The sequence below is a fragment of the Polyangiaceae bacterium genome (assembly GCA_015075635.1).
GTDB lineage: Bacteria > Myxococcota_A > Polyangia > Polyangiales > Polyangiaceae > JADJKB01.
Window position 1 is genome coordinate 71,461 of record JABTUA010000004.1, and the last position, 15,354, is coordinate 86,814.

At 70.1% G+C, this 15,354-nt stretch carries 17 protein-coding genes; 6 read left to right on the top strand and 11 right to left on the bottom strand.

The genetic code is table 11. The annotated features are described in order from the left end of the window. The 9 genes from HS104_42320 to HS104_42360 form a co-directional block, all read right to left on the bottom strand. Entirely contained in the window at positions 1-1,305 is a 1,305-nt protein-coding gene (locus HS104_42320; GenBank protein MBE7486598.1) for a hypothetical protein, read from the bottom strand. Next, on the bottom strand, positions 1,302-1,637 hold the full coding sequence (locus HS104_42325; protein ID MBE7486599.1) for a hypothetical protein: 336 nt from the start codon (positions 1,635-1,637) through the stop codon (positions 1,302-1,304). The genes HS104_42320 and HS104_42325 overlap by 4 nt, the downstream gene beginning before the upstream one ends. Before the next feature lie 92 nt (positions 1,638-1,729). Next, a complete protein-coding gene (locus HS104_42330; GenBank protein MBE7486600.1) occupies positions 1,730-3,013 on the bottom strand; it encodes a glycosyltransferase family 1 protein in 1,284 nt (427 codons plus the stop codon). Next, positions 3,010-3,627, bottom strand: a complete 618-nt coding sequence (locus HS104_42335; GenBank protein MBE7486601.1) for a TetR/AcrR family transcriptional regulator — start codon at positions 3,625-3,627, stop codon at positions 3,010-3,012. The genes HS104_42330 and HS104_42335 overlap by 4 nt, the downstream gene beginning before the upstream one ends. Before the next feature lie 60 nt (positions 3,628-3,687). Beyond that, positions 3,688-4,473, bottom strand: a complete 786-nt coding sequence (locus tag HS104_42340) for a cytochrome b/b6 domain-containing protein (protein MBE7486602.1) — start codon at positions 4,471-4,473, stop codon at positions 3,688-3,690. Between the two features lie 103 nt (positions 4,474-4,576). Beyond that, positions 4,577-5,176: a hypothetical protein gene (locus HS104_42345; protein ID MBE7486603.1), complete on the bottom strand. Its 600-nt coding sequence runs from the start codon at positions 5,174-5,176 to the stop codon at positions 4,577-4,579. 77 nt (positions 5,177-5,253) lie between these two features. After that, positions 5,254-5,445 (bottom strand): hypothetical protein, encoded by a 192-nt coding sequence (locus HS104_42350; GenBank protein ID MBE7486604.1) that lies wholly within the window; start codon positions 5,443-5,445, stop codon positions 5,254-5,256. A gap of 82 nt (positions 5,446-5,527) precedes the next feature. Next, the gene (locus tag HS104_42355; protein MBE7486605.1) at positions 5,528-7,078 is read right to left on the bottom strand and encodes a hypothetical protein; all 1,551 of its coding nucleotides are present in this window, start codon (positions 7,076-7,078) and stop codon (positions 5,528-5,530) included. After that, positions 7,075-8,490: a hypothetical protein gene (locus tag HS104_42360; protein ID MBE7486606.1), complete on the bottom strand. Its 1,416-nt coding sequence runs from the start codon at positions 8,488-8,490 to the stop codon at positions 7,075-7,077. The genes HS104_42355 and HS104_42360 overlap by 4 nt, the downstream gene beginning before the upstream one ends. A gap of 170 nt (positions 8,491-8,660) precedes the next feature. On the opposite strand from HS104_42360, the gene HS104_42365 reads away from it, so the two are divergent. The 6 genes from HS104_42365 to HS104_42390 are packed head-to-tail and all read left to right on the top strand — an operon-like array spanning position 8,661 to position 12,800. Next, a complete protein-coding gene (locus tag HS104_42365) occupies positions 8,661-9,140 on the top strand; it encodes a hypothetical protein (protein ID MBE7486607.1) in 480 nt (159 codons plus the stop codon). Between the two features lie 4 nt (positions 9,141-9,144). Beyond that, positions 9,145-9,606: a hypothetical protein gene (locus HS104_42370; protein MBE7486608.1), complete on the top strand. Its 462-nt coding sequence runs from the start codon at positions 9,145-9,147 to the stop codon at positions 9,604-9,606. Positions 9,607-9,616: 10 nt separating this feature from the next. Beyond that, positions 9,617-10,051 (top strand): His-Xaa-Ser system protein HxsD, encoded by a 435-nt coding sequence (gene hxsD / locus HS104_42375; protein MBE7486609.1) that lies wholly within the window; start codon positions 9,617-9,619, stop codon positions 10,049-10,051. Further along, positions 10,048-10,263, top strand: coding sequence for a hypothetical protein (locus HS104_42380; GenBank protein ID MBE7486610.1), 216 nt, complete (start codon positions 10,048-10,050; stop codon positions 10,261-10,263). Before hxsD ends, HS104_42380 begins: the two co-directional genes overlap by 4 nt. A 3-nt stretch (positions 10,264-10,266) precedes the next feature. After that, positions 10,267-11,190 (top strand): methyltransferase domain-containing protein, encoded by a 924-nt coding sequence (locus HS104_42385; GenBank protein MBE7486611.1) that lies wholly within the window; start codon positions 10,267-10,269, stop codon positions 11,188-11,190. A gap of 2 nt (positions 11,191-11,192) precedes the next feature. Continuing rightward, positions 11,193-12,800 (top strand): radical SAM protein, encoded by a 1,608-nt coding sequence (locus tag HS104_42390; GenBank protein ID MBE7486612.1) that lies wholly within the window; start codon positions 11,193-11,195, stop codon positions 12,798-12,800. Positions 12,801-12,809: 9 nt separating this feature from the next. Here HS104_42390 and HS104_42395 read toward each other — a convergent pair whose 3' ends face one another. After that, positions 12,810-14,312, bottom strand: a complete 1,503-nt coding sequence (locus HS104_42395) for a hypothetical protein (protein MBE7486613.1) — start codon at positions 14,310-14,312, stop codon at positions 12,810-12,812. Between the two features lie 106 nt (positions 14,313-14,418). Next, positions 14,419-14,997 (bottom strand): hypothetical protein, encoded by a 579-nt coding sequence (locus HS104_42400; GenBank protein ID MBE7486614.1) that lies wholly within the window; start codon positions 14,995-14,997, stop codon positions 14,419-14,421. Between the last annotated feature and the right edge of the window lie 357 nt (positions 14,998-15,354).

Genomic DNA, 15,354 nt, shown 5'->3' on the forward strand with positions numbered 1-15,354 from the left:
TCAAGACACGTCGGCGGACAGGTCGCCGCCGTCGTCAGCCACCGAAGCCGCGGCGGCCGCCGCCAAGAGATCGTCTTCGTCGCCGCGACGCTGCGGCTCGTAGCGGTAGTTGGGGTTCCTGGCGCGGAACTCGCGCACCTCGGGGATGAAGTCGCCGTCCACCCGGCCGTTCGTCATCAGATCCCACCAGAGGAAGGTCTCCGTCAGGGGCGCCAAGTGGTAGCCGGCGAACCCGTAGACCGCGCCGTAGGTCTTCTCGAAGCGCCGCCAACGCTTCTGGTAGGCGGGGCCACGATCGCGAAACCGGCGCTGGAACGCCTCGGCGGGGAAGGTCGTGCCGGCCTTCTTGGGCCGAGAGAGCTTGGCCATGTCGCGGTCGAGCTTCGCGATCGCGGTTTGGGCGTCGCGCTGGAACGACTCCACGTCGCGGGCGAAGATCTGGTCCAGGTAACGTGCCTTCGTGGTGACGCCGAGCGCTCGCTTGTAGGCCAGCTCGGCCTCCGGCACGGCGCTCAGCCTGGGACCGAGCACCTCCGGCGGGCACTCCAGCATGTAGGTCGAGACCCGTTGGCGGACGTGGGCGAGCCAGCGCTGCTCGAGAGTCGCGAGCGCCTGGGTGCACTCCGCGTGCTCCCGCTCGAGGGCCTCGCCCGCGGCGATCTCCGCGCGGAGCCGGGCCGCCTCGGCTTGCAGCGGGCCCACCGACTGCATGGCACGGATGTAGTCTTCCCGGACCTGAGCGAAGAACGTCTTGCCGGGAAAACGCGCCAGGATCTCGTCGCCGGCCTTCCAGTCCTCGTAGTAGCTCATGCGCCAGAAGCCGGTCGTGTAGGCGGACGTGCCGTAGCCGCTCTCGATCAGCCGGGTGATCCGCGGGTGATTGCAGGCCGCGATCACGCCCAGCAGCGGGGCCAGGTGTTCTTCCATCTCGCGCACGCCGCGCGGCAACGACCCGGTGTTCGGGTGTCGCAAGAGCTCACGCTGGGCGAAGCGTTGGTCTGCCTCGATCTGCGCCAGGCGCTGGCTGCGCTGCTTGCGCTCGTGCTCCATCATGGCTAGCGGGTTCTCGTTGGCCAGCGCCGTAAAGCCGGTCACGCGGATGGCGTAGTCGAGCCACTCGGGAGTCAGCGCCTGGACGAACGTCGCGCCCAGGTCTTGCGTCGCCTGGGAATAGGCCTGCCCGAGCTCCGCTCGGCGCTGGTGGTGCACGCTGGCGTAGTGCTGGGCCACACCGAGCTCGCGCGAGAGCGCCTCGCGCTGCTGACGCGCCGCCTGGAAGAATTGAGGGACGCCGTAGTAGCTCACGGCAGCCGCCCCCTGTCCCGAAGCAGCGCGAGGAAGCCGCGGGCGGCGGACTCCAGCACCTCGCGGCTGGGCACGTCTGCCTCGTCGATCATGAAGATGAACAGCTCCTCCGCGCGCATGCGCATCTCGAGCTCGTCGATCACGGCGGGCGTGAACTCGGCTCGGTCGCCGGCCTCGGTCGTGATGAACTCGAAGCCGATGCGCGCCTTCGGGTCGAAGCCGTCGAGGGAGACGCGAACCCCACCCTCGTGAAAGGCGAAGTCCCGCTCGATGCGCAGCCCCGCCTGCTCGAAACACGCGGCCAAGACCTCCGAGCCTTCACGTTCGTCCATCGCGCGGCAGCATAAGCCAAATCCGCGCTGGCGCGGCCGGCGTTCGCGGACGCGGCACCCTCGCCGGACACGGTCGGCGCGCCCGAGCGCGCCTACGCCGCTGCTCGCAGCGCGCGGCCAGCGCCAGCCAGCGCCTCGAGCTCCGCGACCGCGAGATCGGCTGCGACGTCTCGGGCGATGACGGCGGCCATCTGCCGTGCGCCCCGGCGAAACGCTGGTTCGTCGAGCACTCGGCGTACCGCCGCCGCGATCTTGGCCGGGCTCGCTTTCGGGGACAACGTGAGCCCCGCGCCGGCGACGCGGACCCGTGCGCCGTTGTCGCGCTGGTCGCGGCCGAACGGGACGACGACGACGGGCACACCACAAGCGAGCGCTTTCATCACGGTGCCGTGCCCGCCGTGGCAGACCACCGCGGACGCCATCGGCAAGACCGAGGCGTGCGGCACCGAGCGCGCCACCGCCACGTTCCCAGGCGCCGAAGGGGCGACCGCGGCGCCGTGGGTGACCAGTCCCCTCACCTGGAGCGTGCCGAGCGCCGTCGCGATGGACGCGAGCGCCTTCTCTTGCTTCTGGTAGGTGGAGCCGAGCGACACCAGCACGAGCGGCGCGTCGGCTTGCTCCTCGCTCCACGGAGACGCCCAGGGCTCGACCCAGCCGGGGTCGTCGAGTTGTGGGCCCACATAGCGCACGTTCGCGGGCAGTCCCGAGGGTACGAAGTCGAACTCGCGGGAGGTGGGAACCAGGGTGCGGTCGAGCCTGTGGAATTGATCGAACACCGCGCTGAGCGGGGCGAGCCCGAGGGCGACGCGGGCCGCGTTCACCGGCGGCAGCCCCGAGCGAAATACGCGCTCGAACACCCCGAGCAGGACGCGATCGCGCAGGCGGCCTAGCCAAGACCGCGCCGGTCTGAGCCCGAGCCCGAACGGCGTGGCCCCAGGGACAGGGGCCGAATACGGCATGTGGAACATCAGCGCCGACGGGACGCCAGATTTCTCCGCGCCCACTTGGGCCCCCAAGGGAAGGCAGTCGATCGCCAGCGCGTCGGGGGAGATCCGAGCGACCGCGTCGAGGACGTCGCGCGCGTAGGCTTCGGCCGGTCCGAACATCAGCAGCTCGCCGACGCGGCGCAGTTGCTCGAGCGGAGAGCCCGACTCGAAGTCGCGGATCAGGTCGGCGGCCGGGTCCCGCATGTTGTGCTGGGGGGCGCGCCGGAAGGCCGAGAAGTGGCAGCCAGCAGCGGCGATCTGGCTCTCCGCGGCGCCATCCGAGAGCACGTGCACGTCGTGCCCGAGCAGCGCGAGGCGGCGTGCCACCGACAGCTGCGCGGGGACGTTGCCGCCGCCCTCGACCATCACGAACAGGAAGGTCTTCTTCATCGCCCTCTTTCGAGCTGGCGCGCCAGCGCGTCCACCAGGTCCATCATTCGCTGCGTCGTCTCCGCTCGGCTCTTGCCCAGGTCGCGCCGCCAGAGCTTCCACAGGTAGTAGTCCGTGGCGCCGAACAGGAGCATCACGCGCCGCTCACGCTCCGGTCCGCGACGCACGCCGAGCAGATCGGCGAAGACCGTCTCGACCCAGCCGCGGTGTCGCGCTCGGGCGTCGTCCATGATCGACTTCACGGGAGGGAAGCGCTCTTCCTGGACCAGCCCACGCCAGCCGAGATCACCCATTTCTTCGTAGCTCGCGATCAGAGCTTCGACCGCGCTCCGGTGGTCGCTCGACTCCGGGAGGCGGCTGGCGAAGATGCGCTGCGCTGCGGAGCGGGACGCCGCCTCGAAGAGCGCCTCCTTGGAGCCAAAGCGTCGCAGCACCGTCTGGAGCGTGACGCCTGCGTGGTCAGCGATGGCCTGGAGCGTCACTTCTTCGAAGCTCTGCCCACGGAACAGCGCCTCGGCAGCCGCGAAGATGCGCTGGGCCGTCCGCTCGGCGGCCTCGGCTCGCGCCCCCATGCGGTAGGGGCGCCTCTCTGCTCGGGCTGGGGCGGCGCGCATTTGATGTTAGTGTATATAACATCAAAGTTGGACCCCGTCCAGCTCGGGGATCGGGGCAGCTCAGTCGTCGTCGTCGTGCTCGCGGTGCTTCCGCTGCTCCCCGGCCTTGCCGTGCCCGTCACCCCCCTCGGCCTCGCCGAGCTGGATGGTCTGGCCGATGAACGGCAGGGTCACCCGACTGGTCTTGGCGTCGTAGCCGTCGAGCAGCGCTCCAGCCCAGAGGCCCGTCAGGCCGAGGAACGCGATGGCGACCAGCGCGTGCGAGGAGCCGATGGCCCGGGCGGGGTCGCCCTGCTTCTTTCCGTCGACCATGCTGAGGGCGATGTTCTCTTTCTGGCGCAGCGTGTGCCACACGATTCCGGCGACGTGGGCGCCGACCACCAAGACCATCGCCCAGGCCATGATCTCGTGGAGCTCCTCGAATACCTCGCCTCCCCGCGACATGCCGGCTCCGGTGACGGCGAGCCCGAGGGAGAGCGCCAGCATGGCGTACACGGCGTAGCTCGAGCCGGGGTTGTGGCCCGTGTGTCGGGTGTCTTTTCCGGAGAAGGCTCCCCGCAGGTACTCGAGGAGCGCTCGCGGACCGAAGGCGAAGGAGCGGAAGCGAGCGTAGCGCGAGCCGACGAAGCCCCAGATGACGCGCAGCACCACCATGAAGGCCATCACGCCGCCGAGCAGCATGTGCAGCGCGAAGAGCGAGCTCTCGTCGTCGACGAGGTTCGCGATGGCGAACGCCCCGAAGAACGAAGCGGCCAGGAGCCAGTGGAAGAGTCGAACCGGGATGTCCCACACCAGGATGCGCCTGGCTGGGGTCTCGCCACCCGAGGGCGTGTCGTTCGATTTCATGAGCCTGAACCTGTCCTTCGACGCGACCGGTCGCCATCGGTCAAACGGCGCAATTGTCTGCGCGGCCGCATGCGTCGGATGACGCAGACGCCGCGTTTTCCGTTCAGGCTGGAAGGCGCGGGGCGAACAGCTCGCGAGACGTCAGCGCGATCACGGCGATGACGCCCAACATCAAGAGCCCGGCCGACGGGACGGCGAGCCACGCCAGAGACTCCTTCGCAGCATCGGTGCTGCCGAGCCCGGGCGCGGCGCGCGCGGCCAAGAGCCAGAACGAGGAGTAGCCGAGCCCGCCGAGCCCGAGCGCGAGCGACACGCTCTGACGCGCTCGCCGCCTCGGCCGCTCCAGCGCAGCGAGCAGGAGGATCCCGCCGAGCGCGACCGCACCGATGGCGCCGCCGTGCATGTGAGCGCGCTTGTAGTACGTCCAGCTCTTGTCGACGACGCTCTTCATTTTCGCAGCGTCGCCGGCGTAGACCCCGTCGCGCACGGCCTCGGCACGCGCCGTGAGCCCGCTCTTGAGCGGGGTTTCGAAGGCGCCGAAGGCGCCGCCGAGCGCGAACCCGAACAGGATGGTCAGCAAGGCGAGCACGGTCCCCCAGCGTCCCACTCGCAGGCGCGCGACGAACGAGCCCTCGGGTGCACGTTCTGCCGTCGGCGTCGCCGTCTGCGCAGGGATTTCTTGGACTTGGGGGGGCGATGACATGCGCAGCGAAGGGAGCAGATCGCGTGCCACCACTCACCTGACCGGCAGCGACGCTCCCGAGGTCGGCGGGGCGGCTGTCAGATCGGGCAGCTCATGTCGGCGCCGCAGCACATCGGCGACTTGATCTTGCCGTGGTCGTTGGGGCACTTCGAGACGGAGACCTTCGCACCATCGGCCTTGGTGATCGCGTCGGGCACGAGCTCGGCGTTGCACTTCGCGCAAGTCATGTTGACGCTCATACCGCACTTTTCACAGGTGTAGGTTGCCATGGCGCGGACCATACAACAGAGCCAGCCGCGGCGTCACGCCGCGAAGTTGGCCTGCTGCTCGGGGGCCGAAGACGAGTGTCGTTCAGGAGTTGTCCACGCTCCCGTCGCTGACGGTGTTCCCGGAGAGCACCCAGGTCCCGAAGTTGGTCGAGCCCTGCGCCGTGTACTTGTTGTGCGCCTTCTCCGAGGCCAGCGAGTAAGCGGTGGGCGCGAAGTGATTGCCGGTGATGGCGCAGTTGTGCGTGTCGTATACCGCCACGAAGTACTGACTCCCCGCCACCCAGTCGCCCGCGACCGTATTGCCCTTCACCACCACGTCCCAGAAGTTCACTCCGCTCTTCGCGGAGTCGACGAACACGAGGGGCACCGTGGCGCCGGAGCTCTTGGCCCGCCCGCACGAGACGAGCTTGTTGTTCTGGATCACGAAGCTGCCGAGCGATCCGAGGGCACCCGGGTAGTCGGCGGGGGCGTAGACGCTGATCGCCGTGGCGCAGCGCTCGAAGGTCACGCCTTCGATGCGCACGTTCTGCCAACCGTAGGCGCGGATGGCGCCGTCGTTCTGGAAGTTTGCCCCGCTCTCGGCCAGCGAAGGATCGATGTCGTGGAAGTAGCCGCCCTGGATCGTGATACCCGACATCTTGGCCTTCGGCGCGCCCCCCGCGGTCTGGAAGTGGTGAGACGAGACCGCGCGCGGCACGTCGTAGAAGGTCGAGTTCAGGATCAGCACGTTGTTCGGCACCGTCCCGTCGCCCGCGACGTTGTGCGCGGCCCCGATCCACGAGTAGTCGATGTTGATGGCCTCGTCGTCGATGCGGTGGGTGGGCGCCACGCCGTGCATCGTCACGTTGTCCACGATCACGTTGTGGACGCCGGCCTGGTACTCGCCGCCCGAGGAGTTGATCTCCAGGTGGTGCGCCTTGTAGCCGATGTTCTTGATCTCCATGTTTCGGAGCACGAACTTTCGCGTGTGAACGATGCTGAAGCCGCCGCCGCCGTTGGCGTTCCACACGCCGCCGTCGATGGTCCAGTAGGTGTTGGGCGAGGCGTAACCGCCGCCCCCGTTGTCATCCACGTTCATCAGGTGCATGCCCGGCTTGCCGCGTACCTCGGCGCCAGCGGCTTCGATGCGAACGTGAGCGCGCGTGCGGAGCGGCGTGGAGAGGACGTGGAGGCCCGGCTTCAACACGACCTTGGCGAAGTGAGAGTCTTGAGCCGCGTGGTTCGGCCAGGTCGGCGACAGGCTCTGCGCGCAGGCGCGCGCCGCATCCATCGCGCCCTGGATGCTCTGACCGGGATCGACGTAGAACGTGTTGTCGGCGGGGCACGGACCGGGTGCCGGCGGGGAGCCGCCCGCGCCCGCTGCTGCCCCGGCGCCCGCTGCTGCCCCGGCGCCCGCTGCGCCCCCCACACCCGCGGCGCCCCCCGCGCTCGGTGCGCCGGCTGCACCGGCGGCGCCCGCAACACCGCCTGCGCTCGACCCGGCGTCCGGCGCGGATCCATCGCTCCACGCACCGCCGTCCACCGGCTGCGCGGTCTGTCCGCCAGCGCCGGCTTGCGCGGCGGTGGGATCGTCGCTCGCTGCGCCGCCGCAGCCCTGGAGACATGCGTAGGCGAAGACGAGCCAGAGTCTCACGCGCGCGGCCTCCAACGCCGTGCGAACCAGCCCAGCGCGAGCAGGAGCGCGAGCGGCGAGCGCTCGCTCGGCGCGCCGGTCGTCCGACACGCGCAGCCTTCGTCGTCGCCGAGCTCTCTCGGCTTCGCGCCGCCGCTTCCGCTGACGGCACCCGCCGCGCCAGCCGCGCCAGCCGCGCCTGCGCCGCCCGCTGCGCCCGCTTCCCCGCCAGCTCCCGCGCCGCCGCCGGCGCCGCCGGCGCCGCCGGGCCCTTCCAGCACCGTGATCTGCGCTTCGAGCTGGTTGTCGGGCGGACCGCCTTGACCGGAGTCGCTGAACCACGTCACGCCCTCCTGAAGCACGCCGAAGTGCTCGTGGTACGTCCCGGGCTCGCTGGGCGCGCGCAGGTTGAAGCTGAACTTGAAGCTCTCACCGGGCGCCACCGTGCCGGTCACACCCGCCGGTCGGTTCGGCGCGAGCCAGCTCGGATCGGCGAACGGGCTCGTGCGGTCCCGCGGCTCCGTGGTGCCGAGGCGGGTGTTCGAGTCCCAGGGGGCGGTTCCGCTGTTCTTCAGCGTGATGAAGGCCCCGATGGTCTCACCCGCCGTCATCTCGAGGGCGGTCACCGCGAGCGGGAACGACTGCTCCACGAAGGTCGCGCCGTAGCTCGGCGCAGCGGTCCCTCCGGCGAACGCGGCGAGCTCCGCCTTCGTGCCGTTGAACACGTCGCGATCCCAGCCCTTGCCGTTGCTGCAGTATTGGGTCTGCCCGTCGCAGTACTGCCAGAAGGTCCACTTGCTCCAACCCGCCGGGATCGACGGGCAGCTCGCGCCGTAGTGCGCGATCCAGAGCGGGTACTTGCCGAACGCCGTGGAGCCGACCTTGTCCTGCCAGAAGTACGGGCCCGTGTAGATCACCGGCCGCTTGCCGGTGCCCTGCTCGACGATGTCGAGCCAGGTCTGCACCTTCGAGGCGATGGTCGCCGCCGACTGGCCGTCGGTGGCCTCGACGTCGATCACGGCGGGCAGGTCCCCCGCTCCGAGCTTGCCGACCTTCTGCACGACCATGTTGGCCTGCGCGCTCGCGCTCTGGCCCGGCCGGAAGTACTGATACGCGCCGCGGAGCACGCCCGCGTCCTTCATCTTCTTCCAGTTGGCATCGAACCAGCTGTCGACGTACGTAGTGCCGTCGCTGATGCGCGCGTAGCCGAAGCTCACGCCAGCGGCGTTCCAGTTGAAGTCCGCCTGGTATTTGGAGACGTCCGCGCCCTGCGGACCCGCGTACTTGTCGGGACCACACACCTTGGTCAGCTCTTCGCTACTCTCGCCGGTCGGCTCGCCGGCGCCCGCGCTCTCGCCTTCGTAGTCGTCGCCGCAGCCGGCGAGCGCGAGGGTCAGGGTGGCCAGGGCGAGCAAGGGAAGGCGTGCGGTCATCCTCGGGCCCACAATGCAATGAACGCACCTACCCTCTCCCGCAGGAAACCGCGGAGTTCGACCCGAACCGCTGCCAAGCGCTGGTTGCAGGTGCCTACCGCGGGTTGGCGCCCAGGGGATGGCGGGCGCGACGTTGACGCCCGCCGTACCCTTGACCGAACATGGCCAGCATGAGCGATCAGTCGGTCAGCCGTCGCGCGTTGCTCGGTTACGCCGGGGCCGGCGTCGCGGCCGCGAGCGTGCCTCGAGCCGCCGAGGCCAGCCCGGCGCGCGTGCCGACGCGGGGCATCGCCCAGCTGCTCGCGCCGCTCGTGCCGGGCGCGGCGCTCGGCCGCTGGCAGGTCGAGGCCTCGATCGAGCCGGTGGGCGGCGCCGCGAGCGTCGTCCTCGCGGACCAGCGCGGGCAGCGCTTTCAGCTCGACATCTGCGCGCGGGATCCGTCGCCGCTCGCGTCGCGAGGCCCGGCTTCGACGGAGCACTTCGAGATCTTCCTGGCCAATCAGGGCGACGGCGCGACGGGCACGCACGAAGACCACGGCCTCGCGGCCATGGCGCTCGCGGAGCTCATCCGCGCCAACGAGGCGCACGCCGACAAGAGCCCGTACCTCACCTTGGCCGAACGCAGCGATCCGCGGCGCCACTTGCGTTGAGCGCGTGGTCCACCTCGACCTGGCGCAACTGTCCCGGGCCGACGCCCTCGCCGAGCTCGGCGAGAACGGTTTCTGGACGGACGTCTACGGTGTGACCGAGGCCATGCACGATCACCACACGGGGGTGAAAGGCAGCTTCCGCCGCGTGGTGCTGGGGCTGCGCCGGGCGCGCGCGGAGCGCGTACCGTTCGCGCTGGTCTTCCACCTGACCCGCTCGAACTACCGCCACGCGCCGGAGATGGTGCGAGTGGCGCACACGCTGGGCGCGCAGGCGTTGGGGCTCGCCGCGGCCACCGCCGAGTGTCGCGTGCCCCCGGCGCCCGCCGAGCTGGTCGCTCCGTTCACGGCGCGGGCGGTCGAGACCGCGCGCGCTCTCGGCTTGCGCGTCGCCGAGGCCGCAAGCGCCGAGTCGGCTCTGCGAGCGCTCGAGCCAGAAACGCCGGTCGTGCGCCCGGAAAGGCGCTAAGCTCCCGCCGATGGAACCGCAGGGGAGCGACGCCCTCGTCGTCGAGCTGGACGAGGCCCTGTACCCGAAGGACGCCATCTATGGCGCGGCCTACGTCTTCATCGACCGCTGCTACGTCCGTCTGGATCGCCCGGCGCCGGGTCGGATCTCCGTGCGCCTGAAGCCGAAGGCCAACGTCGAGACACCGCTCGCGGATCTCGCCGGAGAGCTCGAGAACGAGCTGCTCGGTCAGGCTTGGCGCCGGCTCCTGGTCGAGGAGAACCGCCGGCTCGTGGAGACGGTCACCACCCAGGCCCTGGCCGGCGCCGCCGGCCCGCCGGGCCTCGACGAGCTCCTGGAGATGGACGTGGACGATCAAGCGGCGTTCGACGATCCGCTCGGCATCGCCATGAGCTGGGAGGAGAAGTACAAGAAACGAAAGCCGAAAGGCGGCGAGGAGCCGTGATCGAGCTACGGTTCCCGAGCGACCTGTACTCCGGAGAGGCCATCGACCAGGCGGTGAAGGTCTACGCCGAGCACGCTCGGGCCGAGCTCGAGCAGACGCCGGACGCCTACGTCGTGCGCCTGCACGCCCTCGGCGACGCGAGCGAAGGGCTCGTCGCGGACGAGCTGGCGAACTACGCGCTAGGCGCCACCATCGAGCGCCGCGGCGAGTGACGCTTGGCGCTCCGGTCGAACTCGTTCAACCTGACGCCGCGCCTGGACGTGATGCGGCCGAGCGGAGCGCCCTGCCCGCTGGTCGAGCAGCCCGAGCCACTGTCGGACGTCGCCGAGCCCGAGCGAGCGGTCTTGCTCCGGTTGCGGGACCGCATGCGCTTGTTCGTCACCACGACCCATGACTTCGATCGAGCGGCGCTCGAACGTGCCAAGGCCCTGGGCCAGATCTACGTGGACAAGAGCCACAAGCAGTCGCCCGACGACTTCCGGAGCGACCTCGGAGCGCTCGCGAAGATGCCCGAATGCACGGGGTGCCCCCGCGAGACGCTCTGCCCCGGCGCTTATCGCGCGGCGGCGCAGAGCCCGTTCGACCGCGACGAGGCGCGGACCCGAGAGCTCCTGCGCGAGCTCGGCGGCAGCATCCTCGACGTAGGCGCGGGTGACGCGCCGTACGCGTCGGAGCTGGCTTCTCGGGTAGAGGCCGGCCAGGCACGCTACCTGGCGCTGGACCCCGACGCCGAGCGCCTGCGCCTCTTGCTCGCGCGCTGCCCCTGGGCGGAGACCCACGCCGGCAGCCTCGAAGATCTGCCCGCCGATCTCCGCTTCGGGCACGTGGTCTTCTTGCGCAGCGTGAACCACCTGCCCGAGCCCGAGCGCGCCTTGGCGTCGGCGGTCGAGCGCCTCGAGCCCGGGGGTACCTTGCTGCTCGTGGACGACGTCGCCTTCGGCTTGGTCCGGGACGCCGGGCAGACCGAGCGCGCGGAGTCGGGGAGCGCCCGCTTCGAACATCACCGGAACGACTCCTCGGGCGAGGTGCACGCGCGCCTCGCCTCGATGCCGCTGACCTTGCTCGAACGGCGAGACGTCCGCCCGGGGGGTAGCAACCAGTGGCTCCTGCGCTATGAAAAGCGCGAGGTGGGCAAGTGAGCCTGGAGCACGACGCGACGTTCTCGGACGGCGGCAAAGTAGCCGCCCACGAAGAGGCAGCCCACGAGCAGCGCAACTGGGTACGGCTCACCTACGACTGCAACAACCACTGCACCTTCTGCCTGGACACGCTGGCGCACAACGGCACGGTGCGCTCCGCGCTGGACGTGAAGGTCCAGATCGTGGAGGGCAGGAAGAAGGGCGCCACGCGCCTGATCCTGTCGGGCGGAGAGCCGACCATCCACCCGCAGTTCCTGGACTTCGTGAAGCTGGGGCAGCGCGCCGGCTACCGGCGCATCCAGACCGTGACCAACGGGCGCATGTTCGCGTACCCCGAGTTCCTGAACCGCGCGGCGGACAACGGCCTGCACGAGATCACGTTCAGCGTCCACGGACACACACCCAAGCTGCACGACGCGCTGGTGGGCACGCCAGGCGCGTTCGAGCAAGAGGTGGCCGGGCTCCGCGCCGCGCTGGCTTCCGGCCGCTTCATCGTCAACGTGGACGTGGTGATCAACAAGATGAACGTGAAGCACCTGCCGGAGATGCTGGAGACGTTCATCTCCTGGGGCGTGCGCGAGTTCGACCTGCTCCAGGTCATTCCCTTCGGCAACGCCTGGGGTACGGCCAAGGAGCATCTCTTCTACGATCTCCCGGGCCACGAGGAGGTGCTGGCCAAGGCCTTCGCCATCTCGCGGCGACCCGACGTGCACGTCTGGCTGAACCGCTTCCCCCCGCCCTACGCGGAGGGCTTCGAGGAGCTGATTCAGGACCCCTACAAGCTGAACGACGAGGTCCGCGGCCGGCGCGAGGAGTTCGATCGTTACCTGAGCCTCGGACAGAAGCTCTCGTGCCGCGAGCCCGCGCGCTGCAAGCACTGTTACCTGGAGCCACTCTGCGACGAGCTCGAGCAGGTGCTCGCGGATCGCTCCGGCGCCAGCGTGGACGTGCTCCGACTGGTCGAGCCGGGACCCCGCTCGGGCACGCTTCCGCACGCCGCGGTCGCCTGGCTGGTGGCCGCGGACGCAGCCGGCGCGGCCAAGCTCGCGGCGCTCGTGCCCGAGGCCGAGCTGTGGCTCGAGCTCGAGTCGTACGCGGAGCTCGACGGGCCCGAGCTCGCGGGGCGTCCGGTGCGACGCTTGGTCGTCAGCGACCCGCGTGAGATCGAGCGCGTGCGTGCCTGGCCCAGCGCCGTCGAGGTCGTCGTGACGCTCTCGCGGCAGATGGCGCCGCTCTTGCCCTCGCTGGTCGAGCTCGGCGCCCGGCTGCTGGTTCAGGCTCCGAAGTACGAACGCGTCACCGACCAGCGGGAGCACGACGTGGATCTGCGCGCCACCTGTGCGACCTTGCCGCCGGAGGTCCGCACGCTGGACATCCCGGCGTGCTTGGGCGGACGCGCGCCGGAGGCGCCGGGCTCGGTGCTCGACGCGGCGATGCTGGGCCCGGACGCGCGCGTCGACATGGCACGCTTCACCGAGCGCTTCATCGCGGACCGCTTCATGACCAAGAGCAGGCGCTGCCGCGGCTGCGTACACGACGCGAGCTGCAAGGGCGTGCACTTGAACTTCGTCAGGGCCCACGGCTACCGAGCCCTCGAGCCGGTTACCTGAGGCCGCGCGTCACTTCGGCGCGCGGCGCACGATGCTGCCGGCGAAGACGTCGTACCAGTAGACGAACTGGTCATCGGCGCCGATCACGTTGACCTTCGCGGTGTTCTTCGCCTTGCGCACCGGCGCGCCGCCCGCCCGAGGCACGCACCAGACGCCGCGATCGGCCGTCACGGTCTCGTCGTCGTAGTAGAGATTCTGGGCGTTCAGCCCCATGCTGCTGGGCTTGACGTTGGTGACCAGCTCCGCGCTCCCGGGGTCCAGCCGGGTGATGGCGCCGGATCCCGAAAGCGGGTCGCGCGCCCAGAACACCGTGTCCCCGTCCACCCGGACGAAGTCGGCGGCGGTCGCGCCGGCGGCGGCGACGGTCTCCCAAGAATCGGTCGTCGTGCCCGTCGCCTTGCGGCGCATCAACTTCGCGCCGTCCACGTAGTAGACGCGATCGGCGGCGTCCATTCCCGCGGGAGCCGTCGCCGCGCCGGCCACCAGAGGGATGGTGCCGCCGCTCGTGCCATCCTGGAGCACGCTGACGATCGCGTTCAGGGGGGCTTGCCGCCACGCGAGGTATCCGCTGCCGGCTCGCAGCCCCTCGGGCTGAATCCCGTTGTTGGCGAGGACGGTCTTGGGCCCGCCTCCGGCGAAAGCCGCGCTCTTCACGTCCCAGCCCGAGCCGGTGTCGAGCGCCCAGAAGGCTGCGTCGGCGCCGGCGGCGAACACGGCTGGCTTTCCGGCGGCCTGTGCCTGAGTCACGAGCGTCGTCGTCGAGCTCGGGTTGCTCTTGTCGATCAGGACGATCTCGTAGTCTCCCGCGTTCGCCCCCGAGCCCCAGCTCATGACGACCACATGAGTGCTGGTCAGCGCCGCGGCGCGCAAGAGCAGCGTCGTCCCGCTCCAGATCTGGGTCCCCGCAGCGGTGCTGGGAGCGCCGCAGCTCGCCGACGCTCCGCCGCTGCCGCCGCTGCCACCGCCGCCACCGCTGCCACCGCCGCCACCGCTGCCACCGCCGCCACCGCTGCCGCCGCCGCCACCGCTGCCGCCGCTGCCGCCGCTGGCGCCGCTGCCGCCGCTGCCGCCGGCGCCCGCGTCGGTGCTCTTGATCGGCAGCTGGCCCGCCACGAGCTCCTCGGGATCGGCGCACACGTCGCCCACGCAGAGCTGCCCCGCGACGCAGTCAGCCGCTTTCAGACACTTGTCGCGGCACTCGGCGTCGACCGCGCAGGTCTGCGTTCCGGGGCACTCGAGGACGCAGGCGATCTCGTCAGGGAGCTGACAGGCGTTGGCGCCGCCCGGCCCGAGCACGCAGCGCTGTCCCGCGGGGCAGTCCTTCGACTCGACGCACTCCACGTGGCAGCGCTCGAAGATACAGACCAGGCCCTTCGTGCAGTCCGAGTCGAGCGTACAGCCCTCGGCGAGCTTGGCGTTGCGCAGCGCTCGGGCTTCGTCGGAGTTGCACGAGAGCGCTTGCAGCGCGACGACTCCCCACAGGCCGACCAGGGTGGCGAGACTCCTGTCCACGCTGTCAGGTTACCTCTCCTCGCCGCGCTGTCAGCCAACTTTCGGCCCACGCCGGCGGCGGCCGCGGACGCTTTGGAACGGCGCAGAAGCCCGCGGACCAGACGGCTCAGCGGTCCGGCGGTCTGAGCTGCGCCAGCCGCTCGAGCAGGCTCGTCAGCTTTCCGGAGCGAATCAGCGACTCCCAGTGGCCGTCGCAGAATCGCTCGCCCCGCAGACAGTAGGTCAGCATGGACCGGATCTGGTCCAGCGAAGCGCACGCGACGGCGCTCGGGTCGTCCAACATCGCTGCCGCCGCGTCCGGCGAATAGGCGTAGTCCGTCCACCACGGTTCCGCGGCTTCCTCGAAGAAGCGCAGCACCTCGGCGCGATAGACCGGATAGGGCAGCGTGAAGGAACCGTCCGGCAGCCTCTGCCCTCCCTCCCAGCGCTCCGCTGGATCGTGCGCCACGCCGCGCAAGATCGGCAGGTGCTCGAGCAGAGCGTCCATGCGTTCGGGCGTGAGCTCGCTTCGGGACACCTGCGCGAGCATGCGCGCGAGCCCCGCGCTCTGACAAGCTGCCGGCCGCGGCGGACCGGCGACCACGAGCTCAGAGCCCCCTTTCGCGCCGCCGCCCAGCCCCGCTCGGTAGTCGGGCCGGACAGAGGGTGAGAAGCGACGCGTTCTCGAGCGGTTGAGGACGGTCATGGGCAGGGCTCTCGAGTAGGCGCAGATTCGCACTTGAGGTCAGGACGGGCCGGCGCGGGAGCGGAGGGTGTGGCTATTCGGGGGCGCTGGTGAAGCACTGGCGGCGTCGGCGAAGTGGGCGCACGACGCAGAGCTCGATGACCGCGAGTGCGGCACTGCGTGCAGCTGCCTGGCTGGAGCGCCATCGGACTCGAGCTCGACGCGCAGCTTCCGTACCCACGGCGCTGCCGCTGACAAAGACCACTAAGGGCATCTCGTGCACGCCCGTTTGTTTGCGGGCGTGCGAGCAGCGTTTCAGCGTACGGTGACCTGAAGGAAAGAGCATCGAGACGTCGATTTCTCTTGACGCATTTTCTG

Coding starts and splice junctions, on each gene's coding strand:
- HS104_42400 (MBE7486614.1), bottom strand. CDS start 14,997: ATGACCGTCCTCAACCGCTCGAGAACGCGTCGCTTCTCACCCTCTGTC.
- HS104_42335 (MBE7486601.1), bottom strand. CDS start 3,627: ATGCGCGCCGCCCCAGCCCGAGCAGAGAGGCGCCCCTACCGCATGGGG.
- HS104_42330 (MBE7486600.1), bottom strand. CDS start 3,013: ATGAAGAAGACCTTCCTGTTCGTGATGGTCGAGGGCGGCGGCAACGTC.
- HS104_42345 (MBE7486603.1), bottom strand. CDS start 5,176: ATGTCATCGCCCCCCCAAGTCCAAGAAATCCCTGCGCAGACGGCGACG.
- HS104_42360 (MBE7486606.1), bottom strand. CDS start 8,490: ATGACCGCACGCCTTCCCTTGCTCGCCCTGGCCACCCTGACCCTCGCG.
- hxsD (MBE7486609.1), top strand. CDS start 9,617: ATGGAACCGCAGGGGAGCGACGCCCTCGTCGTCGAGCTGGACGAGGCC.
- HS104_42340 (MBE7486602.1), bottom strand. CDS start 4,473: ATGAAATCGAACGACACGCCCTCGGGTGGCGAGACCCCAGCCAGGCGC.
- HS104_42350 (MBE7486604.1), bottom strand. CDS start 5,445: ATGGCAACCTACACCTGTGAAAAGTGCGGTATGAGCGTCAACATGACT.
- HS104_42365 (MBE7486607.1), top strand. CDS start 8,661: ATGAGCGATCAGTCGGTCAGCCGTCGCGCGTTGCTCGGTTACGCCGGG.
- HS104_42325 (MBE7486599.1), bottom strand. CDS start 1,637: ATGGACGAACGTGAAGGCTCGGAGGTCTTGGCCGCGTGTTTCGAGCAG.